We start from the raw sequence: 20,893 nt of genomic DNA, 5'->3' as shown, positions 1-20,893 counted from the left end.
GCAATTCCGAAGACTTCTTTTACCGACCATTAACCCTAACAGGAGGATAACGGCATCGATCCTCAGAGTCGCCGCAACGTTCCCGGCGACCAGACGAAAGTGTGTTGCACGGTGATGAAAAGCCCCGCCCCGCTGTTTCGAGCACTTCTTGCCGTCTCGCTGCTTGCCGGCTGCTCCAGTTACCGCCCGGCGCCTGCCGCCTTCCATGATGTACTCAACCAACCCTATCGCCTTGGCGCCGGCGACCGTGTCCGCATCACCGTGTTCGAACAGGAAGGGCTGACGAACACCTACAGCGTCGATCAATCGGGCTATTTGTCGCTTCCGCTGGTCGGCCTGGTTCCGGCGCGCGGACACTCGGCGCAGCAGCTTGAGGGCGAAATCGCCGCCAAATTGCGCCAGGGCTATTTGCGCGATCCGGACGTATCGGTCGAGATAGACCGCTATCGGCCGATCTTCGTCATGGGCGAAGTCGGCGCCGCCGGCCAGTACTCCTATGTTCCCGGCCTGACCGTCCAGAAGGCGGTGGCGATCGCCGGCGGTTACAGCGCCCGAGCCAATCAGGGCAGCGTCGACATTACCCGCGACATCAACGGCAAGGTGATCACCGGAACGGTCAGAACATCCGACCCGCTGTTGCCCGGTGACACCGTTTACGTCCGCGAACGGCTGTTCTGACGCCGTGGCAGGCAGGTTGAGGATCGTTCACTGCTTTCGGTCGCCTGTCGGAGGCATATTCCGGCACGTGCGCGACCTGACGGATGCGCAGATCGCGCAAGGCCATCAGGTCGGCATCGTGTGCGACTCCACCACCGGTGGCGAGTTCGAGGAACGCCTCTTCGACGACATGAAGGAAAAACTGGCGCTGGGCGTGCATCGCACGCCGATGCAGCGTCATATCGGGCCCGGCGACATCGCCTCGGCCTGGAGGACATACAGGATCATCAAGGAATTGCAGCCGGACGTGCTTCATGGGCACGGCGCCAAGGGTGGAACCTATGCGCGTCTGTTCGGCTCGTTGTTGCGGGTATCAAGGTCTCGCGTAGCCCGCCTTTATTCGCCGCATGGCGGCAGCCTGCACTATGACGAGAAGACATTCGTCGGCAGGATTTTTTTCTCCATCGAGCGGCTGATGGCACGCTTTACCGACTATCTGCTGTTCGTTTCGGACTATGAATATCAAGCCTACAGGCGCAAGGTCGGCGAACCGCCGGTGCCGAACGGCCTGGTTTACAACGGCCTGCGCGCCGAAGAATTCGAACCCGTCGTCTCGGCTCCGGGTGCGGCTGACCTGCTCTACATCGGCATGATGCGCGATCTCAAAGGACCGGATATCTTCATCGATGCGCTGGCGCAGGCCGAACTTCGACTCGGACGCGACATCAGCGCCGTCATGGTGGGCGACGGTGACGACCTTCCGCGCTACCGCGACCAGGTCAAGCGGCTCGGGCTTGATGAACGGGTGCGCTTCATGCCGCCAATGCCGGCGCGCCAGGCGTTCGCGCTGGCCCGTCTGGTCATCGTCCCGTCGCGAGCCGAGGCGATGCCCTACATCGTCCTCGAAACGCTGGCCGCGGGCAAACCCATGATCGCCAGCGCGGTCGGCGGCATTCCGGAAATTTTCGGCGCCGGCTCCGCGGCGCTGGTGAAGCCGGATGCGGCCGAACTGGCCGACAAGATCGCCGACGCCCTTGGCGACCTCGACGCATACAGCCGCCTGATGCCCGACATTTCCGACCTGAAGAAGCGGTTCGGCGCAGACGTTATGGCGGCCGACATCGAGAAGGCTTATTTCTCCGCCCTCAGGCGCTGATCCTGAAACCAGGCCATTCCAAAGCTAAACGTTGTTTCAAGGCTTTCTTAGCTCTCTCTTGCTAGTCTGTTGGCAGAGTAGCCGAGCAATCCCATGAACGAAATCGACCCCGCGCACCGTTTCTCGATGGACGCGGTGCGCAAATTCGAGACCCCGGATTCCGCCCCGTCATCGACGGGAATTAATGACGTGGCGCGACAGGTGGCTTCGCAATACAGGCGGGACACCATGTCTCCCGTCATGGTTAGCGGTGTCCTGCGGTTGGTCGAATTTTCGCTGCTGCTCCTCTCAGGCATTGCGGTCTACTGCTATTTCGTCGGGTTCTTCACCCATCTGGCCTGGCAATACCCGCTTGTCATCGCCGCGACCTCATTGCTGGCCGTCGTCCTGCTCGACGTGACCGATTTTTATCAGGTCTCCACATTGATGCGACCCGTCACGAATTTCGGGCGTCTGCTGCTTATCTGGTCTGGAACCTTCGCGCTGATGGCGTTGACGGCCTTCTTCATGAAGATGTCGGCGGACTATTCGCGCCTTCTCTTCGGCACCTGGTTCGTGGCCGGTTTCGTGCTCCTGTTCAGCCTCAGGCTCGTCATGTCGGTCCTGCTGCGGCGCTGGGCCCGCGACGGCCGCATGGAACGGCGCGCCGTGATCGTCGGCGGCGGCAAGGCGGCCGAGGGGCTGATCCGCTCAGTCGAGAAGCAGCCTTACAACGATATCCGTATCTGCGGCATCTTCGACGACCGCGACGACCGGCGTTCGCCGCCCATCGTCGCTGGCTATCCGAAGCTCGGCAATGTTTCGGAGTTGATCGAGTTCGCGCGGATCGCGCGCATCGACATGCTGATCGTGTCGCTGCCGATCACGGCGGAAACCCGCGTGCTCCAGCTTTTGAAGAAGCTCTGGGTGCTGCCGGTCGATATCCGGCTTTCCGCCCACTCCAACGCGCTGCAGTTCCGGCCTCGCGCCTATTCCTATATCGGCGCGGTGCCGATGCTCGATATCTTCGACCGGCCGATCAACGATTGGGATTCGGTCGCCAAGCGTGCCTTCGATATTTTCTTCTCGATTATCGGCATCGTTCTTTTCTCGCCTGTCATGCTGGCCACCGCCATCGCCATCAAGCTGGACAGCCCCGGCCCCGTCCTCTTCAAGCAGAAGCGCCATGGCTTCAACAATGAGGAGATCGAGGTCTACAAGTTCCGGTCCATGTATACGAACCAGTCGGACCCGACCGCCAAGAAGACCGTGACCAAGAACGATCCTCGCGTGACGCGGGTCGGGCGCTTCATCCGCAAGACGTCGGTCGATGAGCTGCCGCAGTTCTTCAATGCACTGTTCGGCTCACTCTCACTGGTCGGTCCCCGCCCCCATGCGGTGGCGGCGCAATCGCACAATTTGCTCTACAACGAAGTGGTGGACGGCTATTTCGCCCGCCACAAGGTGAAGCCGGGCGTGACCGGCTGGGCGCAGATCAACGGCTGGCGCGGCGAGATGGACACCAACGAGAAGATCCGGATGCGCACCGAGTTCGATCTCTACTACATCGAGAACTGGTCGTTGATGTTCGACCTCAAGATCCTGCTTTTGACGCCAGCGCGCCTGCTCAACACGGAAAACGCCTATTGAGCGCGGCCTCGCACGCACTGCCGCAAGAGGCCGTCAACGCCAAGCTGATCGCCCTGATCGCTTCCGGTGCGATCTTTCTCGGCGTGTTCCTGTCCGGCTTCGTCATCAACGAGCCGGCGCCTTACGACCTCTACATGACCGGCCTGCTTGTCGTCTGGGCGCTGTTCGGGCTTAGAATATCGCGAGCGATCTCGCCGCTGGTGGTGCTGATCATCCTGTTCAACATCGGCGGCTTCGTCTCGATGACGCAGATGGCCGATCTGATGGATACGCCGCTGTATCTGGCGGTGTCGCTGTTCCTGGCCTTCACCGCCATCTTCTTTGCCGCCGTGACCGAGGCGCGACCGGAGACCTACCGGTTGATCTATTTCGCCTATGTCGTTGCCGCCCTGCTGACGTCGCTTGCCGGCATCATTGGCTATTTCGGACTCCTTCCGGGCACCGAGATGTTCACCAAATACGGACGCGCGGCCGGCGTCTTTCAGGATCCGAACGTTTTCGGTCCGTTCCTAGTCCTGCCTGGCATCTACCTGCTCTACCGTCTGATTACCGGGCCTGTCTCTCGCATGCCGCTTCTGGCAATTCCGCTGCTGATCATCATGGCCGGTCTTTTCCTGTCGTTCTCACGTGGCGCCTGGGGTCTTTTCGGCGCTTCGGCGATCCTTTTGACGGGCATCCTGTTCCTGCAGAGCCGGAGCGGCGTTTTCAAGCTGCGCATCGTCGTCATGACCATTGTGGCTATCGCGCTGCTGGCGGTGGCGATGATCGTCATCCTGCAGATACCGGGTGTCGCCGACATGCTCGCCGAACGCGCCAAGCTGGCGCAGAACTACGATTCGGCGCGCCTCGGGCGCTTCGCCCGCTATACGATCGGCTTCCAGATGGCGTTGGAGCACCCGCTCGGCATCGGTCCGCTGGTGTTCGGGCAAATCCTTGGCGAGGACACGCACAATATCTGGCTCAAGTCGCTGATGGACTATGGCTGGCTCGGCTTCGTCTCGTATTTGACGCTGACATTATGGACGGTGGCGGCGGGCTTCCGCCTGCTGCTGCGCGACCGGCCGTGGCAGCCCTATGTGTTGTGCGCCTATGTCGTCTATATCGGCCACATCGCCCTCGGCACCTTCATCGACACCGACCACTGGCGGCATTTCTACCTGCTGCTCGGCCTGATCTGGGGCGGCATAGGGCTGGAATACCGTCACCAGTGGCAATTGCGGCGCGCGGGGGCGACAGCTGGAAGACGGCCCGTGCCTGGTCCAACCTCTTAACGCTGCACCGTCCGTCGTATGGACCGCGCGTCCAGCCGGTTGTTATAGATTTTGGTCAGGATTTCGCAGGCCGTCCTGGCGCGCATTTCGGACCGTCCTCCGATGATGCATCCGCCCAGCGTCGCGGGCCGACCCGTCTCATTGTCCCAGACCATCCAGGTGCCGGAACTTTCAGGCATGCACTGAAATCTCGGCAGGCCATTTTCCATGGCATTCCGTTCCTCCACAGGAAGGAACGGCCAAACTGTGCATTCGTTGCTGGCACGTCCGATTATGGTAAACGGGACGTAACAGAATTTCGAGCGGGGATTTTTCGAAATGGTCGGAGTGGCGGGATTCGAACCCACGACCCCTTGACCCCCAGTCAAGTGCGCTACCGGGCTGCGCTACACTCCGGACCGTGGAAAGCCCTACATTCTCAGTGATTGCGACGCAAGGGGCCAATCGGATGAAATCCACGGCGACGGTTTCCGCGTTGTGCGAAGACCTTGCCTTACCGATCCTTTCAACGCCCCGGCCGCGCCCTTCCGATTTTTCCTAGCTGTTCCATGAACCTTTCCTTGCCTGGCCGCACCCACTGGCCATGGACGCCGCGACGGCGATCCTCCAACAAAGGAAACGTGCAAATGAATACTCTCTCGAATTTCAGGCGCCTGTCCCTCGCTGGGGCGCTGGCGCTGTCCGCGCTCGGCTCGGTTGCCGGCACGGCTTCGGCCGATGTACTTCCAGACGGCAATGGCGGCGCGCTTTGCAAGGGTTCAGGGTCCTGCGTCCTGCTGCAGGCCGAGTGCAAGGGCAAATACACGGACGGCACCCAGACCGACGGAACTGTCTATGGCAAGTGCAGCCAAACCATGAAGGTCGTGCCTGGCGTCAAGCTGAAGACTCGCACGAACTGACCCTATCCCGCATACGAAAAGGCGGTCATGGGAAGACGACCGCCTTTTCTCCGCAGTGCCGTTTTGACTGGAGGTCAGCGGCGGCGGCTGTAGATAACGGTAGCGACAAGGCCGAGCACCACCAGGCCCACCGTAGCGGCGGTCGCCGGGTGATCCCGTGCGGTGGTCTCGAGTGCCCTGGCACGCTTGCGAATCGACGGCAATGCGTCGCTGAAGCGATCGGCGACGTCTGAATACAAATCCCAGGCTGCTTCCCGCCCGCCATCGTAGTAGGCGCTGCCACGCTTGGAGACCGCACGCTTGAGCGCGGAAAGCTCACGCGAAAGCGTCTGGACCTCCTTTTCGAGGTCGATATCGTTCAAATGCGAAAAGAGTGCCATGGGACGTTTCCCTCGTTGTCAGAGGATTGGAAACGGCCACTCGGCGGGATGGTTCCTGCATGAGACCGAAATGCCGCACCATGCTCCCGCCATGGCATCCGGCGATAGGCTTTGCGCAACGCCGAGCAGTGGCTTTAGCGGACCTGGTCGAGCAGGCGCTTGCATTCCAGCAGGTCGAATAGCGCCTCCTGCAGCAGCGCGCGGTTGTCGCGCGACAGCTTGCCGGAGTCCGGCTGCACCGGACCATCGTCATCCGCCTTGCCAAGGCCGAAGAAACGCCGGCTGGGCTTCACCTTGGGCTGGCCGACCAGCATTTCCTCGTCGCCCGAACGCGGCTGCGCGCCGGAGGTGAGCGGTACGCTGTCGGCCTGCTTGCGCTGCGCGATGGCTTCCACGGCGGCCATATCGCCATTGCCGATGGCGACAAGGAAATGGTTGCCGTTCTCGCGCAGCAGCTTCTGCACGCCCTTGATCGTGTAGCCCTGGTCGTAGAGCATATGGCGTATGCCCTTGATCAGCTCCACATCCTGCGGCCGGTAGTAACGGCGACCGCCGCCACGCTTCATCGGCTTTATCTGGTTGAACCGCGTTTCCCAGAAACGCAGCACATGCTGCGGAAGATCGAGGTCCTCCGCCACTTCGCTGATGGTTCGGAATGCATCCGGGCTCTTGTCCATGGGGCAATTCCTCACGCTGAACGATGACACGGCATCATACGCCGAATCGAACCGTATTTCAGCGGTTTGCATGCCAACATTCAAGCCGGGCGACAGGTTATCAACCGCACAAGAATAGAAGGCTCGACCAGGAAGCGGTGGCGGAAGCCGGGAAACTACTTGCCGCTCTTGGACTTGCTGTTCTGATGCGAGCGCAGGATGCGGCTCTTCAGGACATTGGAGGCCTTGAAGGTCATCACGCGCCTCGGCAGGATCGGCACTTCCTCGCCGGTCTTGGGATTGCGGCCGATGCGCTCGTTCTTGGAGCGGACGTGGAACGTGGCGAACGAGGACAGCTTCACCGTTTCGCCGCGCACGATCGCTTCACAAATCTCGTCCAGAACCGCTTCCACGAGTTCGGCAGACTCAGTACGCGACAGGCCGACCTTACGGTAAACGGCTTCGGCAAGATCGGCACGCGTAAGTGTCTTTCCCCCCATGCAACCGTCCCATCAAATCAAAAACATAAATCGTTACAAGCAACTGCCGAGCGTAAGTAATTGACCCGGCAAGGTCAAGGACCGAACCGTCCGGTTCGGCCTCACCATCGAATAAGCACCGCACCCCAGGTAAAGCCGCCACCCATGGCCTCGAGCAGGACGAGATCGCCCTTCTTGATGCGGCCGTCGCCGACCGCGACCGAAAGGGCCAACGGCACCGACGCCGCCGACGTATTACCGTGCAAATCGACCGTCACCACCACCTTTTGCTCGGCTATCCCGAGCTTCTTGGCGGAAGCGTCAATAATTCGTTTATTGGCCTGATGCGGCACGAACCAGTCGAGGTCGTCGGCGGTTATGCCGGCCTGCGAAAAGGTTTCTTCGATGACGTCGGTGATCATACCGACCGCATGCTTGAAGACTTCGCGGCCTTCCATTCGGAGGTGGCCGACCGTGCCGGTGGTCGATGGACCGCCATCGACATAGAGCTTTTCCTTGTGCGAACCGTCTGAGCGCAGGCTCTGGGCCAACACGCCGCGATCCGCGACCGTGCCCTCGCCTTCCCCGGCTTCCAGAACCACCGCGCCGGCGCCGTCGCCGAACAGCACGCAAGTGGAACGGTCCTTCCAGTCAAGAATGCGCGAAAAGGTTTCGGAGCCGATGACAAGGACACGTTTGGCCAGTCCGCCCCGTATGTAGAGATCCGCGGTCGTGACCGCATAGACGAAACCGGAGCAGACCGCCTGCATGTCGAAGGCAAAACCGTGCCGCATGCCGAGGCGTTCCTGAATCTCGACGGCGGTGGCAGGGAATGTGTTGTTCGGCGTCGAGGTCGCCAGGACGATCAGGTCGATGTCATCGGCGATCAGCCCGGCGCTCGCCAATGCGGCGCGCGCGGCCGCCTCTCCCAGCGATGCGGTCGTCTCGTCGTCGGCGGCGATATAGCGCTGGCGGATGCCGGTGCGCTGGATGATCCACTCGTCCGAGGTTTCGACGACGCCTTCCAGATCGGTATTCTTCATGACGCGACGGGGCAACGAAGACCCGACGCCGAGCACAACTGACCTGATCAACTATTCTTACCCTTCTTCGTCGGCTTCGGCGGCAGCTCTGCCTGCCTTCGTAGCCAGCGGATTGCGTGTGTGAAACAGATCGAGATCGGCTTCGATCCGGTCGAGGAGCCGGTTGCGGACCATGTCGTAGGCCAATTCGACCGCAGCGGCAAAGCCTTCCGAATCGGCGCCGCCATGGCTTTTGACGACGATGCCGTTCAAACCCAGAAACACGCCGCCATTCGCGCGGCTGACATCCATTTTTTCACGCAGCGTGTCAAACGCGCTCTTGGCGAACAGATAGCCGATGCGCGCCATCAGCGTCCGGCTCATCGCCGCGCGCAGATAGCCGGCGATCTGGCGGACGGTGCCTTCGGCGGTTTTCAGCGCGATATTGCCGGAAAAACCTTCCGTCACGACCACGTCCACGGCCCCCTTACCGATGTCGTCGCCTTCGACGAAGCCATGATAACTCATCGACGCCATGTCGGCTTCGCGCAGCAGGCGGCCGGCGTCCTTGACCTCTTCCTGACCCTTGATCTCCTCGACACCGACATTCAGCAGGCCGACCGAGGGTCTGTTCATGCCGAAGACGGAGCGGGCCATGCCGGTGCCCAATATGGCGAAGTCGACCAGCTGGTGCGAATCGGCGCCGATGGTCGCGCCGACATCCAGAACGATGCTTTCGCCGCGCAGGGTCGGCCAGATCGCCGCGATGGCCGGGCGGTCGATGTTGGCCATCGTGCGCAGGCAGAACTTCGACATCGCCATCAGCGCGCCGGTGTTGCCGGCGGAAACGCAGGCTTCGGCGGTACCGCTCTTGACCGCCTCGATCGCCTTCCACATGGACGACTTCCAGCGGCCATGGCGCAGCGCCTGGCTCGGCTTGTCGTCCATCTTCACCGCGATGTCGCAGTGAATGAATTCACTCTTTGCGGCCAGTTGCGGAAATTTCGCCAGTTCCGGGCGCACCGCTTCTTCGCGGCCATAGATGATGAAGCTGATGTCGGGGCGGCGGGTCGCGACCAGCATGAGCGCGGGAATGATCACGCCAGGCCCGTGATCGCCGCCCATGGCATCAATCGAAATTTTGATCACGCGCTGCTCTTCTCACATGTTCGGGCAGGCCGCCCGCGACGTTCGGCGAAAATAGCGGTTTTGGCCGACCGCACAACCGGGTTTTCGTCATTTGCCACGGTTTCAGGATTTTCCGAGCAAGGACCTGAGCTTTTGCTGGAATTCGGTTTCGGGCTGCTCGCCTTCTCCGTCCAGCTCCAGCGAGACGCCCTGTTTTCTCGGATAGGGATCGATGGCCAGGCCAAAGAACTGCTCCGCCAATGCGCCGACATCCACCGTATCGCCCGAGAACGTCTCCGGACTGTCCGGGCCCTCGGCATCGAGTTGTATTTCGCCGCCGCCCTCGAAGCCAAGCCGTCCAAGCTTGGAGTCCTCAGGCAGGAAAAGACCTTCCACCGCCTCCTCTATATGCGCGGTGATAGGCTCCAGCGTCAGGATGCAGGCCTGGGTGATATCGGCTTCCACACGGCCCGATACCTTCACCCCATGGCGTTTCCATGGCGTGACCAGCAGTTCGGCGCGGTAGTTTTCCACTGAAAGCAGATCATGGTCGGCCGCCAGGGCCTGCCTCTGTTTCTCATCGGCCTCTTGGGCAACGGGCAGCCCCTTCTGCGGCAGCCGCGCGACATGCGCCTCGAAGGAGACCGGGCTTCGGGTTTCGGCATTTCTCATCGTGATATCCTCATGCCGCTGCGTCGGGGAACCGCAATTCGCCGGCGCAGATGGCATCCGAAGGCTGGGCCGCCAGTTCGTGGCTGCATCGCATCGCATAGGACGCGAGTTGCGAAGCCTCCGACCACTCCTGCACATTCGGACGTACATTGCGGCGGAGCGCGGCGGCCAGCGCCTCCGCATCGTCATTCTCCAGCGCTTCCGCGTAGGCAGCGGTGCGGCCATAGTACATCTTGGCGAGATTCTTCATGCGTTTGGGCACGCCGACATCGCTGATGCCGAGCTCACGCAGCGAATGCTCGACATCGAGGAAGAACTCGTCGATCAGCACCTGGGCGACCTCTGCCACAACGCCCTTCTCGCCGTGAAGGCGATGCTGCAGCATGAACATATGCAGCGACAGCAGCTCGAACCGTCCAAGCGGCGTATCGGGCACATTCCAGTCGGAATAAAACACCGTCTGCCGCGCCGCCGCCACGATTCGTGCGTAGAGCGCCTCGGTAATCGCGCGGTTGGCGCGCCGTTCACGGCCAAACAGGCGCTGGAACATTGAGCGGTCTCCCTGGACCTGTTAGTTGGTGCGGCCTGGTTGCATCGGCTCGTAAGCTGGTTTACCGCTTTTGCCGCCTCGCGCAAGCGTGGTTGATAGGAATGGAGTTGTTGGTGGGCGCGCTCAAAATCAAGTCGGCCCTGTCGCCGAGACAGACCGCAATCGTGTCGCTGCTGGCCTTGGCCGCAGGCGTTTCCGGTTGCAACTCTTCCAAGGTGATCGGCGACCTGAACCCGGGAGAGACCCTGAACCAGGGCTACATCATCGACCAGCAGGCTCTCGACCAGGTTCCGGTCGGATCGAGCCGCGAACAGGTGCTGCTGGCGCTCGGCAGTCCCTCCACCACCGCCACCTTCGACAACGAGGTATTCTACTACATTTCCCAGACACGGAAACGTTCGGTCGCCTTCGAAAAGCCGAAGCTGATCGACCAGCGCGTCCTCGCCGTCTATTTCGGTGAGGACGGTCGTGTCACCAACATCGCCAACTATGGCCTGAAGGACGGCAAGGTCTTCGATTTCATCACCCGCACGACGCCGACCGGCGGCAAGGACCAGAACTTCCTGCAGCAGGTCATCCGCGGCGCCGGCAAGCTTTCGCCGGGCGCTGCCGGAAGCATGATGGGCGGCGGCAACGGCTGACGTTCTTCCCAATTGATTGGCTTGAACAGCCAACTGCCAAAACAAAAACCCGCGGAATCACTTCCGCGGGTTTTTTCATGTCAGGCCTTACCCGGCGCGACGGCCGGGCGGAACCTGTTTTCGCTTAGCTGTGCGCCAGGACGGCGAGCAGCAGCAGCGCGACGATGTTGGTGATCTTGATGGCCGGATTAACGGCCGGACCGGCGGTATCCTTGTAGGGATCGCCAACCGTGTCGCCGGTCACCGAAGCCTTGTGCGCTTCGGAGCCCTTCAGGTGCTTGACGCCGTCCTTGTCGACGAAACCATCCTCGAACGACTTCTTGGCGTTGTCCCACGCGCCGCCACCCGAGGTCATCGAGATGGCGACGAACAGGCCATTGACGATGACGCCGAGCAGCGATGCGCCGAGTGCGGCGAAAGCCGAGGCCTTGGAGCCCGAGATCAGCAGCACACCGAAATAGACGACGAGCGGCGCCAACACCGGCAGCAGCGACGGGATGATCATCTCCTTGATGGCCGCACGGGTCAGGATATCGACCGCGCGGGCATAGTTTGGCTTCGACGTTCCCTGCATGATGCCCGGATCCTCGCGGAACTGCTTGCGCACTTCCTCGACGATGGAGCCTGCGGCGCGGCCGACGGCCGTCATGGCGATGCCGCCGAACAGGTAGGGGATGAGGCCGCCGAAGATCAGGCCGGCAACGACATAGGGGTTCGACAGGTCGAAGGACACGGTGCCAAGATCCGCGAAGTACGGATATTTCGCACCGTTGGCGGCGAAGAACTGCAGGTCGTTGGAGTACGCCGCGAACAGCACCAGCGCGCCGAGACCGGCGGAACCGATGGCGTAGCCCTTGGTGACGGCCTTGGTGGTGTTGCCCACCGCATCGAGGGCGTCGGTCGAATGACGGACCTCGCTCGGGAGGCCTGCCATTTCGGCGATGCCGCCGGCGTTGTCGGTCACCGGACCGAAGGCGTCCAGCGCCACGATCATGCCGGCAAGGCCGAGCATGGTCGTCACCGCGATGGCGGTTCCGAACAGGCCGGCCAGCTGGTAGGTGCCGATGATGCCGCCGACGATGACGATGGCGGGCAGTGCCGTCGATTCCAGCGAGACCGCGAGGCCCTGGATGACGTTGGTGCCGTGACCGGTCACCGACGCCTGGGCGATCGAGACGACAGGGCGCTTGCCGGTGCCGGTATAGTATTCCGTGATGACCACAATCAGCGCCGTCACCAGCAGGCCGACCAGGCCGCAGATGAACAGGTTGGCGCCGGTTATGGTCATACCGTTGGCGGTGCCCACGTCTCCCCAGCCGATCGTCATGGAGTTTGCGACGGCCAGGCCGCCCACCGACAGGACGCCGGTGACAATGAGGCCCTTGTAGAGAGCGCCCATGATCGAGCCGTTGGAGCCGAGCTTGACGAAGAAGGTCCCGACGATCGACGTCAGGATACAGGCGCCGCAGATCGCGAGCGGGTAAATCATGATGTCCGCCAGATTGGCGGCGGAGCCGAAGAAGATGGCGGCGAGAACCATGGTGGCGACGACCGTCACCGCATAGGTCTCGAACAGGTCCGCAGCCATGCCGGCGCAGTCGCCGACGTTGTCGCCGACGTTGTCGGCGATGGTGGCCGGGTTGCGCGGATCATCCTCGGGGATGCCTGCTTCGACCTTGCCGACCAGATCGCCGCCGACGTCGGCGCCCTTGGTGAAGATGCCGCCGCCGAGACGGGCGAAGATCGAGATCAGCGAAGCGCCGAAGCCGAGCGCGACGAGCGAGTCTATGACCTCACGGTCGGCCGGGCCATGGCCGAGCGGTCCGGTGAGGACCCAGTAGTAGACGGAGACGCCCAGCAGCGCCAAGCCAGCCACAAGCATGCCGGTGATGGCGCCGGACTTGAAGGCGATGTCGAGGCCCGCCGCAAGGCTGTTGGAGGCAGCCTGCGCCGTGCGCACATTGGCGCGAACCGAAACGTGCATGCCGATGAAGCCGGCCGCGCCCGAAAGCACCGCGCCGATCAGGAAGCCGAAGGCGGCCGTGCCGGACAGCAGCCACCAGGCGAGTACGAAAACGACCACGCCAACGATGGCGATGGTGGTGTACTGCCGGGTAAGATAAGCCTGCGCGCCTTCACGTATGGCCGCGGAGATTTCCTGCATGCGCGCGTTGCCCTGGTCCGACGCAAGCACCGACTGCGTCGCCCAGATGGCATAAACAATTGAAAGCACGCCGCAGAGAATGACGACATAAAGCATGGTCATTTGCGGATTTTCCTCGCTTGATGATCCGGCGAACCCCTCCCCGGACCGTTGGAACGGAGGCAGGATTCGCCATGGCGAAATCCTGCCTATCGCAGCGGCTTATGCGAAACAGGTGTTTGAACGTCAAGTAATTGTTCGGTTTTTGCCCGGTTTTCGCCCAAAAGTAGGGTGCGATGCCACGTCCCTGTCGCCGCTCCCGATCAAGCGGACCATAACGGCGCTCACCCCTTGCGCAAATCGCCGTCCGGCTGGATGACGAAGATCAGCACCGCAAGCATCGTCATGTAGAATTTGAACGCCGCTTCCTGGCCGTTCCAGGTCTGCGACTGCCACATGGCGAACCATTCTCCACCGATGACCATGAAACCGAAATACCAGACCAGGAACCCCATGGTGGTGGCGATGACGGCGAACTTCTTGGCCTCGTTGAAGGCCTGTCCGCTGCCACCTCGCGCCTGCCAGAGATTCCAGGCCGCGATGAGAAAGAGGACGCAGGTCAGCGCCTCGCCGAGAATGATGAGCCAGTAACCGGCAGTCCACAATGACGGGTTGGTGATCGAGCGGTACATCAGCGCATTGCCCGGAAAGGTCGTGTCCATGGACAGCACATGCTGGACAAAGGCGAAATTTGAGCCGTAATCGGTGATGTTGCCGAAGGCGACGAGAAAGGCGAACACCGCCAGACACAGACACATGATGATCTTGGAAAGACGCAATGTCATGGCCAGAACTCCCGCTGAAAATTCCAGTAAATGGGCAGATGAATCGCTGAGTCTCGGCACGGACGCAACCGACCGTCCGGTGAGGATCGTTCTGACGGCGAGCGCGGAACGCCATGCCGGCAAGGAGGGGCTTGGCGCGCGGCTTGCGGCGCTTCTGCTCGAACCGGCCGTCCAGGTCGGCGATGTGGTTTCAATCCTATCCGACAGCAAACGCCATGATTTCTCGGTGCTGCGCCGCCGCTGGGTGATTGAAAGCGAGCGGACCGAGCTGGAAATCACGTTGGACCACCCTGCCCGCCCGGTTGGGCGATAGATCAGGTTGCCAGCCTGCCCATGCGCCGCGCTGCAACGCGTTCCAACGCCGACAGCGCGTCATAGATCAGCACGGCAAGCGCCGCGACGATCAGGCCGCCTTGCAGGACGAAAGCCAGATTGTTCGACAGCAAGCCGGCGATGATGACTTCGCCCAATGTCTTTGCAGCGACGGTCGAGCCGATCGTCGCAGTGGCGAGGCTGATGACGACTGAAAGGCGGATGCCTGCGAGGATCACCGGCACGGAAAGCGGCAGTTCGACCTTGATGAGCCGCTGCCAGCCGGTCATGCCGGCGCCGCGCGCCGCCTCCAGCACATTGCCGGGCAATGTGGTGAGGCCAGTCAGCGCATTCTCGAAGATCGGCAGCAGGCCGTAGAGGAACAGGGCGATGAGCGTCGGCTTTTCGCCGAAGCCGACGGCCGGCACGGCCAGTGCCAGAACCGCGACCGGCGGAAAGGTCTGGCCGATGTTGACGAGGCTGCGCGACAGCGGCAGGAACTCGGCGCCGATCGGCCGTGTCACCAGAATCGCCAGCCCGACCGCGACGATGGTGGCGGCCACGGTTGCGATCAGCACGGTGCGCAGATGCAGCAGCGTCAGCGACAGCAGGCTGCCCTGGTTGTAGATGGCCGGCGCGTTGTTTTCCGTGAGCGGCTTCAGCAACGGCTCGAACCATGCCGGATGGACGATGAAGGCCACCAGTACGATCAGCAATACAAGCCGCAGCAGGGTCGGCAACCATTTCATGCAGCGGGCCTCGCGGCGCGCTTGACCAGTCCGTCTACGGTCACCTTGCCGAGCAGCGCGCCATCCGGCCCCTTGACCGGAAGCGCCGGCCGGCCCGACCACAGCAACTCGGCAAGGGCGTCACGCTGCGTGGCCTCGGCGGGTATCGCCTCGCCTTCCGCCGCGCCCTTCTCGACCGCGTCGCGCACCGGCCCAAGCGATAGCAAACGGAAGGGCCGCTCGCTGGGCCCGACAAGGGTCTCGACAAAATTACTGGCGGGGTTGGCGAGGATTTCCGCCGGGGTGGCGTACTGGATGAGCTTGCCGCCATCCATGACGGCGATCTTGTGGCCGAGATGGACCGCCTCCTCCATGTCGTGGGTGACGAGGATGATGGTCGTGCCGATCTGCTTCTGGATAGCCAGCAAATCGTCCTGCGCCTTGGCGCGAATAATCGGATCGAGCGCGCCAAACGGCTCGTCCATCAGCAGCACGTTCGGCTTGGCGGCGAGCGCGCGTGCGACGCCGACGCGCTGCTGCTGGCCGCCGGAAAGCTCGTGCGGATAGCGCGGACCGAACGATTGCGGATCGAGCTGGAACAATGTCAGCAATTCATGCACCCGCTCGTCGATGCGTTGCTGATCCCAACCAAGCAGGGCCGGGACCGTTCCGATGTTCTGGGCGACTGTGCGGTGCGGGAACAGGCCGTGGCCCTGGATGGCGTAGCCGATGGAGCGGCGAAGCTGATAATCCGGCACAGACTTGTTATCGACGCCATCCAGCTTGATGGCGCCCGATGTCGGTTCGACAAGCCGGTTGATCATGCGCAGCAATGTCGTCTTGCCCGAGCCGGAGGTGCCGACGATCACCGTCATGGTGCGGGGCTCGATCACCATGGAAACGTCATCGACGACCGTTGTCTGGTCATAGCGCTTGGTGATGTGCTCGATCTCGATCATGCGGCGGATTCCCTGCGTCTGACCGTTGAAGAGAGTTCGATGATGGCGTCCAGGATGATGGCGGCGGCGAAGGCCAGCGCCACGGTCGGAACGGCGCCGAGCAGCACCAGATCCATCGCGGTCTGGCCCACGCCCTGGAAGACAAACACGCCGAAGCCGCCGCCGCCGATCAGCGCGGCGATGGTGGCGAGGCCGATATTCTGCACCAGCACGATGCGTATACCGGTGAGGATGACGGGAAAGGCGAGCGGGAACTCGACGCCGAAAAGGCGCTGCCGGTCAGTCATCCCCATGCCGCGCGCCGCATCGTTGGCCGCGCGCGGCACGCCGGCCAGGCCGACCACCGTGTTGGCCACTACCGGCAGCAACGAATAGAGGAAAAGCGCGATGAAAGCCGGCGCAGTGCCGATACCTCGAATGCCGAGTGCGGCGGCTCCCGGCACATTCGCCGCCACCCAGCCGAGCGGCGCGATGAGGATGCCGAACAGTGCGATGGAAGGGATGGTCTGGATGATGTTGAGGGTGTTCAACACCCCTGCCCGCAACCGGTCGACACGATGGCAGAGGATGCCCAGCGGCACCCCGACCACCACCGCAGCCACCAGCGAGCCGAGCGCCAGCACGACGTGCTTGTATCCCTCGGCCCAGAAGCTGTCGGCGCGGTTGGCATATTCCTTGAGGATCGAAAGGCTGTTCCAGCTTCCCGACACGAGAATGAGCCCGATCGTCACCGCTGCGGCCAACAGAACCGCCACCCGCGCCACGGGCGAAAGGCTGAGCCGGGCCAGCACGTCCGACAAGAGCAGGAGAAAGGCGAACAGCAGCAGCCAGAAGCCGGAGGCCGGCGAGATTCGCGCGAAGGTGTTGCCTTCCGGGGTCAGGAAAGAACCGGCAACGCCGATCAGCAGAGCCAGAGCCGCCAGGACCGTTACGCTGGCGACAAGCCGCCACATGAGCGGCGTCCTGAACAGAGCGACGAGCGCGGAGATAATGACGACGGCAAGCAGCAGATAGCCTGCCGTCGGCGGTAACGCTGCGATTATAAGACGCCCCTCGCCCGGCACGATGCGGTTGGCGCGAAAGGTGGCGAATGGCGCGAGGAATGCCGCATAGGTGGCAATCGCTGCGATCACGATGCCAAGCTTGTTGAAGCGGAGGGTCATGGCAGCGGGCCTCGACCTGCGGCATCGCCCGGCTTGAGCGGATTCCAACCCTCACCCAGCCTCCGCTTCGCTCGCATGGCTTCTTCCCCGCGGGGAGAAGGTGGCTGCGAGCCAGCCGGATAAGAGTGAAATCTCATATCAACGGCCGCTGCGGATGCCCTACTTCAAGAACCCGTTCTTCTTCAAAAAGTCTTCCGCGACGCCCTTCGCCGGCTCGCCACCAACCTGGACACGGCCGTTCAGCTCCTGCAGCGTGACCAGATCCAGCTTTTCGAACACCGGTTTCAGCAGCGTCTCGATTTCCGGATGTTCCTTGAGCACGGCTTCGCGGATGATCGGCGCCGGCTGATAGACCGGCTGCACGCCCTTGTCGTCATCGAGCACAACCAGACCCGACGGCGCGATGCCGCCGTCAGTGCCATAGACCATCGCGGCGTTGGCGCCGTTGGTCTGGTTGGCGGCAGCAGCGATGGTGGCAGCGGTGTCGCCGCCCGACAGTGTGATGAGCTGTTCCGGCTTCAGCGTAAAGCCGTAGGTCGTCTGGAAGGCAGGCAGCGCCGCTTCCGAATTGACGAATTCGGCGGATGCCGCCAGGACGACATTGCCGCCGCCGGCGACGTATTTGCCGAAGTCGCTCAACGTCACCAGCTTGTTGGCGTCGGTGACATCCTTGCGCAGCGCGATGGCCCAGGTGTTGTTGGCCGGCGAAGGCGACAACCAGACGATCTTGTTGGCGTCGTAGTCGAGCTTCTTCGCCTGCTCATAGCCCTTCGCCGCGTCCTTCCAGAGTGGATCGTTGGCCTTTTCGAAGAAGAAGGCGGCATTGCCGGTATATTCGGGATAAATGTCGATTTCGCCGGCGATGATCGCTTTGCGCACGACCGGCGTGCCGCCGAGTTGGACGCGGTCTGCTGTCTCGATCTTGTTGGCGTTCAGCACGGCCAGGATGATGTTGCCGAGCACCCCGCCTTCCGTGTCGATCTTGGAGGACACCACCACCGGCGCGGCGTGAGCCGAAGCGGTTGCGACGACAAGAGCCAGCGCGGCGCCGGCAATAAGCCTCTTGGACAGCATTTTTGAAATCCCTCTGTAAACCTGAGTCGCCGATATGAGCATGGCTGGAACGCCCCGTCGGGGCATACGGTTTCATAGGATGAGGGAACAGCGCAATAATTTTATGCGCGGAGGCTGAAAAGACAGCCGGCGCTCCCGACAGCGTCGTGTCAGGTGGCGCGGCGCGCCCCTGTCAGTCTGAGGCCGGCAAGCGCGACCAGACATAGCGCAACCACCGGAAATACCACCCAGTTCAGCATGTCCCAGCCCCAGGCGTTGTAGACAGCGCCGGACATCAGCGACGAAAAGGCGACGGAGCCGAACAGGACGAAATCGTGGAAGCCCTGCACCTTGCTCTTTTCCGAGGGCCGGTAGCTTTCGGCCACGATCGCGGTGGCGCCGATGAAACCGAAATTCCAGCCGAGGCCGAGCAGGATGAGCGCGGTCCAGAACTGCCAGAGCTGCAGCCCTGAAAGAGCGACCACGGCGCAGCCGACGAGCAGCGCCAGGCCGATGGCAACGATCCGCTCCGCCCCGAAGCGGTGGATAAGCGAGCCGGTGAAGAAGCTCGGCCCGAACATCGCCATTACATGCCAGGAAATGCCGAGCGTGGCATCGTCGGTGGACAGCCCGCAGCCGACCATCGCCAGGGGCGCGCCGGTCATGACGAAGCTCATCAGCGTATAGCTGCCGACACCGCACAACATGGCGACGATGAAGCGCGGACGGGTTATGATCTCCGTCAGCGGCCGCGCATCGCTGGCCACCGTCTCGATTTTCCCGCCGGCTGTCGCCGGAACGCGCAGAAACGACAGCAGGATCGCGCCGACGGCAGCGAGGCCGAGAATTGCCGCGAAGGAACCGGCGAACATCACCGGCGCCAGCAATTCGCGGGTGAAGATCACGATCTGCGGACCGAGGATCGCGGTGATGACGCCGCCGGCGAGAACGAAGGAAATGGCGCGCGCCTTGAATTCCGGCGGCGCGTTGTCCGCGGCGGCAAAGCGGAACTGCTGCACGAACGAGCTGCCGAGGCCGACCACCAGCAGGCCGGCGGCAAACAGCCAGAAGCTGCTTCCAAACAATGCCAGCGTCGCCACGAGGCCGCCAAGAGCGGTGAAAAGCGTGCCGGTCATGAAGCCGTTTCGCTGGCCAAGCCCCCGGATGATGGCGGCGGCGGGCAAGGCGCCCAGGGCCACGCCCAGGTTGAAGCCAGTGATCGGCAGCGTCGCCAGCGATTTGTCCGGGCCGAGCAGGTAATGCCCAACGAGCGCGCCGATGGAAATCGCGATCGGCGCGGCGGAGCCGACGATTGCTTGCGCCGCTGCGAGGATCAGCGCCGTGCGCCGCGCTTCCCTTGCCGGTTCGATGGCGATGGCGGTCATGCGAATCTCCGGATCCCCGGTTCGACGCTAGAAGCCGCTGTGCCCAGGAGCATCATGACACGGCGAACCAGCGGCTGGCCCAGCGGAAGTATGTCTCAGGCGTCCCTGCCCCGGCCTTCGCCGCGAACCCGGCGCGACACGCGGTCCAGCACCGCATTGACCAGCTTCGGCTCGTCCTCTGAATAGAACGCCTTGGCGATGTCGACATATTCCGAGACGATGACGGCGACAGGCACGTCGGGTCGTTTCATCAACTCATAGACGCCGGCGCGAAGGATGGCGCGCAGGGTGGAATCCAGCCGCGAAAGCGGCCAGTCCTCAGTCAGCGCCTGGCGGATTACCGGGTCGACAAACTTCTGGTTTTCCACCACGCCGGCGAGAATGGCGCGGAACCATTGCGCGTCGGCTTCTCGATAGAGTGCGCCGTCGACCTCCTTGCCGAGGCGGAAGGCTTCGTATTCCGCCGTGATCTCCAGCAGGCCGCTTCCCGCCACATCCATCTGGTAGAGCGCCTGGACCGCCGCGAGCCTTGCCGCACCGCGCTTGTTGGCCTGGCGGCCGGTCTGCTCCGGAGAAGCCGGCTCGCTCACGGCTTGCCTCCCAGCCGTTCCTTCAGCGCAATCATGGTCAGGGCGGCGCGCGCGGCGAAGCCGCCCTTGTCGCCTTCGCTCTTTTTTGCACGCGCCCAGGCCTGTTCATCATTCTCGGTGGTGAGAATGCCGTTGCCGATGGCGATCGATTCCTGAATGGAAAGGTCCATCAGAGCACGGCTCGATTCATTGGCGACGATGTCGAAATGATAGGTGTCACCCCGCACGACGGTGCCGAGCGCGACGAAACCGTCATAGTCCGTTCCGCCTTCCGCCGCGCCGTCGAGCGCGAAGGTGATGACTGCGGGAATTTCCAGAGAACCCGGCACCGTCACGACCTCATAGGTCGCGCCTGCCTCTTTCAACGCACTGGTCGCGCCATCGAGCAGCGCATCAGCGAGATCGTCGTGGAAACGCGCCTCGACGATCAGAAGATGCGCCTTCTTCTGCGGGCGAATGAACGCCTTGCCGTGTTCGGATATGCCAGCCATCAAGGTCTCCGGAATTGCCGCTGGACTTAGGCCGAAGCGGCGCGGACCGCAAGCGCTGTCGAGAAGCGGGCCCGTGAAATCGCC

General features: G+C 62.6%; 24 protein-coding genes and 1 tRNA gene. 7 read left to right on the top strand and 18 right to left on the bottom strand.

The window, feature by feature from the left end; translation table 11 throughout:
• The first annotated feature begins 114 nt into the window (after positions 1-114).
• The 4 genes from ASD44_RS04030 (at position 115) to ASD44_RS04015 (ending at position 4,713) form a co-directional block, all read left to right on the top strand.
• Entirely contained in the window at positions 115-678 is a 564-nt protein-coding gene (locus tag ASD44_RS04030) for a polysaccharide biosynthesis/export family protein (protein WP_056109085.1), read from the top strand.
• A 4-nt stretch (positions 679-682) separates the two neighbouring features.
• The gene (locus tag ASD44_RS04025) at positions 683-1,813 is read left to right on the top strand and encodes a glycosyltransferase (RefSeq protein ID WP_056109082.1); all 1,131 of its coding nucleotides are present in this window, start codon (positions 683-685) and stop codon (positions 1,811-1,813) included.
• A 93-nt stretch (positions 1,814-1,906) separates the two neighbouring features.
• Complete coding sequence (locus ASD44_RS04020) at positions 1,907-3,442, top strand: undecaprenyl-phosphate glucose phosphotransferase (RefSeq protein ID WP_056109079.1); 1,536 nt, start codon at positions 1,907-1,909, stop codon at positions 3,440-3,442.
• Positions 3,439-4,713 carry an O-antigen ligase family protein gene (locus ASD44_RS04015; protein ID WP_056109074.1) on the top strand — a complete coding sequence of 425 codons (1,275 nt, stop codon included), beginning with the start codon at positions 3,439-3,441 and terminating at the stop codon, positions 4,711-4,713. The genes ASD44_RS04020 and ASD44_RS04015 overlap by 4 nt, the downstream gene beginning before the upstream one ends.
• On the opposite strand, the gene ASD44_RS04010 is transcribed toward ASD44_RS04015, so the two are convergent.
• Both ASD44_RS04010 and ASD44_RS04005 read right to left on the bottom strand, forming a co-directional pair.
• Positions 4,710-4,892: a hypothetical protein gene (locus tag ASD44_RS04010; RefSeq protein WP_056206720.1), complete on the bottom strand. Its 183-nt coding sequence runs from the start codon at positions 4,890-4,892 to the stop codon at positions 4,710-4,712. The two genes, ASD44_RS04015 and ASD44_RS04010, sit on opposite strands and share 4 nt — an antisense overlap.
• A gap of 140 nt (positions 4,893-5,032) precedes the next feature.
• A tRNA-Pro gene (locus tag ASD44_RS04005) sits at positions 5,033-5,109 on the bottom strand.
• A 230-nt stretch (positions 5,110-5,339) separates the two neighbouring features.
• Here ASD44_RS04005 and ASD44_RS04000 point away from each other — a divergent pair.
• Positions 5,340-5,612 (top strand): hypothetical protein, encoded by a 273-nt coding sequence (locus ASD44_RS04000; protein WP_056109068.1) that lies wholly within the window; start codon positions 5,340-5,342, stop codon positions 5,610-5,612.
• A gap of 74 nt (positions 5,613-5,686) precedes the next feature.
• Here the strand turns inward: ASD44_RS04000 and ASD44_RS03995 are convergent, their stop codons facing one another.
• The 7 genes from ASD44_RS03995 to ASD44_RS03965 form a co-directional block, all read right to left on the bottom strand.
• Positions 5,687-5,992: a hypothetical protein gene (locus ASD44_RS03995; protein ID WP_056109065.1), complete on the bottom strand. Its 306-nt coding sequence runs from the start codon at positions 5,990-5,992 to the stop codon at positions 5,687-5,689.
• A gap of 134 nt (positions 5,993-6,126) precedes the next feature.
• Positions 6,127-6,669, bottom strand: a complete 543-nt coding sequence (locus ASD44_RS03990) for a MerR family transcriptional regulator (RefSeq protein WP_056109062.1) — start codon at positions 6,667-6,669, stop codon at positions 6,127-6,129.
• A 155-nt stretch (positions 6,670-6,824) separates the two neighbouring features.
• Positions 6,825-7,148, bottom strand: coding sequence for an integration host factor subunit alpha (locus ASD44_RS03985; protein WP_056109059.1), 324 nt, complete (start codon positions 7,146-7,148; stop codon positions 6,825-6,827).
• Between the two features lie 101 nt (positions 7,149-7,249).
• Entirely contained in the window at positions 7,250-8,221 is a 972-nt protein-coding gene (locus tag ASD44_RS03980; RefSeq protein ID WP_056109056.1) for a beta-ketoacyl-ACP synthase III, read from the bottom strand.
• 6 nt (positions 8,222-8,227) lie between these two features.
• Positions 8,228-9,298, bottom strand: a complete 1,071-nt coding sequence (plsX, locus tag ASD44_RS03975; protein ID WP_056109054.1) for a phosphate acyltransferase PlsX — start codon at positions 9,296-9,298, stop codon at positions 8,228-8,230.
• A 102-nt stretch (positions 9,299-9,400) separates the two neighbouring features.
• Positions 9,401-9,949, bottom strand: coding sequence for a DUF177 domain-containing protein (locus ASD44_RS03970; protein WP_056109051.1), 549 nt, complete (start codon positions 9,947-9,949; stop codon positions 9,401-9,403).
• 10 nt (positions 9,950-9,959) lie between these two features.
• Positions 9,960-10,499, bottom strand: a complete 540-nt coding sequence (locus tag ASD44_RS03965) for a ubiquinol-cytochrome C chaperone family protein (protein ID WP_056109048.1) — start codon at positions 10,497-10,499, stop codon at positions 9,960-9,962.
• Positions 10,500-10,612: 113 nt separating this feature from the next.
• Here ASD44_RS03965 and ASD44_RS03960 point away from each other — a divergent pair, with 113 nt between their 5' ends.
• Positions 10,613-11,140 carry an outer membrane protein assembly factor BamE gene (locus ASD44_RS03960; protein WP_056115415.1) on the top strand — a complete coding sequence of 176 codons (528 nt, stop codon included), beginning with the start codon at positions 10,613-10,615 and terminating at the stop codon, positions 11,138-11,140.
• 124 nt (positions 11,141-11,264) lie between these two features.
• On the opposite strand, the gene ASD44_RS03955 is transcribed toward ASD44_RS03960, so the two are convergent.
• Together ASD44_RS03955 and ASD44_RS03950 are read right to left on the bottom strand one after the other, a co-directional pair.
• Positions 11,265-13,406 carry a sodium-translocating pyrophosphatase gene (locus ASD44_RS03955; protein ID WP_056109044.1) on the bottom strand — a complete coding sequence of 714 codons (2,142 nt, stop codon included), beginning with the start codon at positions 13,404-13,406 and terminating at the stop codon, positions 11,265-11,267.
• A 221-nt stretch (positions 13,407-13,627) separates the two neighbouring features.
• Positions 13,628-14,128 (bottom strand): DUF2165 domain-containing protein, encoded by a 501-nt coding sequence (locus ASD44_RS03950; protein ID WP_056109041.1) that lies wholly within the window; start codon positions 14,126-14,128, stop codon positions 13,628-13,630.
• Between ASD44_RS03950 and ASD44_RS03945 the strand changes: the two genes are divergently transcribed.
• Positions 14,127-14,441 carry a hypothetical protein gene (locus ASD44_RS03945; protein WP_244478718.1) on the top strand — a complete coding sequence of 105 codons (315 nt, stop codon included), beginning with the start codon at positions 14,127-14,129 and terminating at the stop codon, positions 14,439-14,441. The two genes, ASD44_RS03950 and ASD44_RS03945, sit on opposite strands and share 2 nt — an antisense overlap.
• Before the next feature lies 1 nt (position 14,442).
• Here the strand turns inward: ASD44_RS03945 and ASD44_RS03940 are convergent, their stop codons facing one another.
• The 7 genes from ASD44_RS03940 to ribH all read right to left on the bottom strand — a co-directional run bounded on the left by ASD44_RS03940 (position 14,443) and on the right by ribH (position 20,809).
• Positions 14,443-15,189 carry an ABC transporter permease gene (locus tag ASD44_RS03940; RefSeq protein WP_056109037.1) on the bottom strand — a complete coding sequence of 249 codons (747 nt, stop codon included), beginning with the start codon at positions 15,187-15,189 and terminating at the stop codon, positions 14,443-14,445.
• Positions 15,186-16,127 carry an ABC transporter ATP-binding protein gene (locus ASD44_RS03935; protein WP_056109035.1) on the bottom strand — a complete coding sequence of 314 codons (942 nt, stop codon included), beginning with the start codon at positions 16,125-16,127 and terminating at the stop codon, positions 15,186-15,188. Before ASD44_RS03935 ends, ASD44_RS03940 begins: the two co-directional genes overlap by 4 nt.
• Positions 16,124-17,290: an ABC transporter permease gene (locus ASD44_RS03930; RefSeq protein ID WP_056109032.1), complete on the bottom strand. Its 1,167-nt coding sequence runs from the start codon at positions 17,288-17,290 to the stop codon at positions 16,124-16,126. The genes ASD44_RS03935 and ASD44_RS03930 overlap by 4 nt, the downstream gene beginning before the upstream one ends.
• A 159-nt stretch (positions 17,291-17,449) precedes the next feature.
• The gene (locus ASD44_RS03925) at positions 17,450-18,364 is read right to left on the bottom strand and encodes an ABC transporter substrate-binding protein (protein WP_056109030.1); all 915 of its coding nucleotides are present in this window, start codon (positions 18,362-18,364) and stop codon (positions 17,450-17,452) included.
• Positions 18,365-18,513: 149 nt separating this feature from the next.
• Positions 18,514-19,728 carry an MFS transporter gene (locus ASD44_RS03920; RefSeq protein WP_056109027.1) on the bottom strand — a complete coding sequence of 405 codons (1,215 nt, stop codon included), beginning with the start codon at positions 19,726-19,728 and terminating at the stop codon, positions 18,514-18,516.
• A gap of 95 nt (positions 19,729-19,823) precedes the next feature.
• The gene (nusB, locus tag ASD44_RS03915; RefSeq protein WP_056109024.1) at positions 19,824-20,318 is read right to left on the bottom strand and encodes a transcription antitermination factor NusB; all 495 of its coding nucleotides are present in this window, start codon (positions 20,316-20,318) and stop codon (positions 19,824-19,826) included.
• Positions 20,315-20,809, bottom strand: a complete 495-nt coding sequence (ribH, locus tag ASD44_RS03910; RefSeq protein WP_056109021.1) for a 6,7-dimethyl-8-ribityllumazine synthase — start codon at positions 20,807-20,809, stop codon at positions 20,315-20,317. Before ribH ends, nusB begins: the two co-directional genes overlap by 4 nt.
• Positions 20,810-20,893 lie beyond the last annotated feature (84 nt).

Source organism: Mesorhizobium sp. Root554 (assembly GCF_001427025.1).
GTDB lineage: Bacteria > Pseudomonadota > Alphaproteobacteria > Rhizobiales > Rhizobiaceae > Mesorhizobium.
The sequence above is the reverse complement of the archived record's forward strand: the minus strand, read 5'-3'. Positions and strand labels throughout refer to the sequence as shown.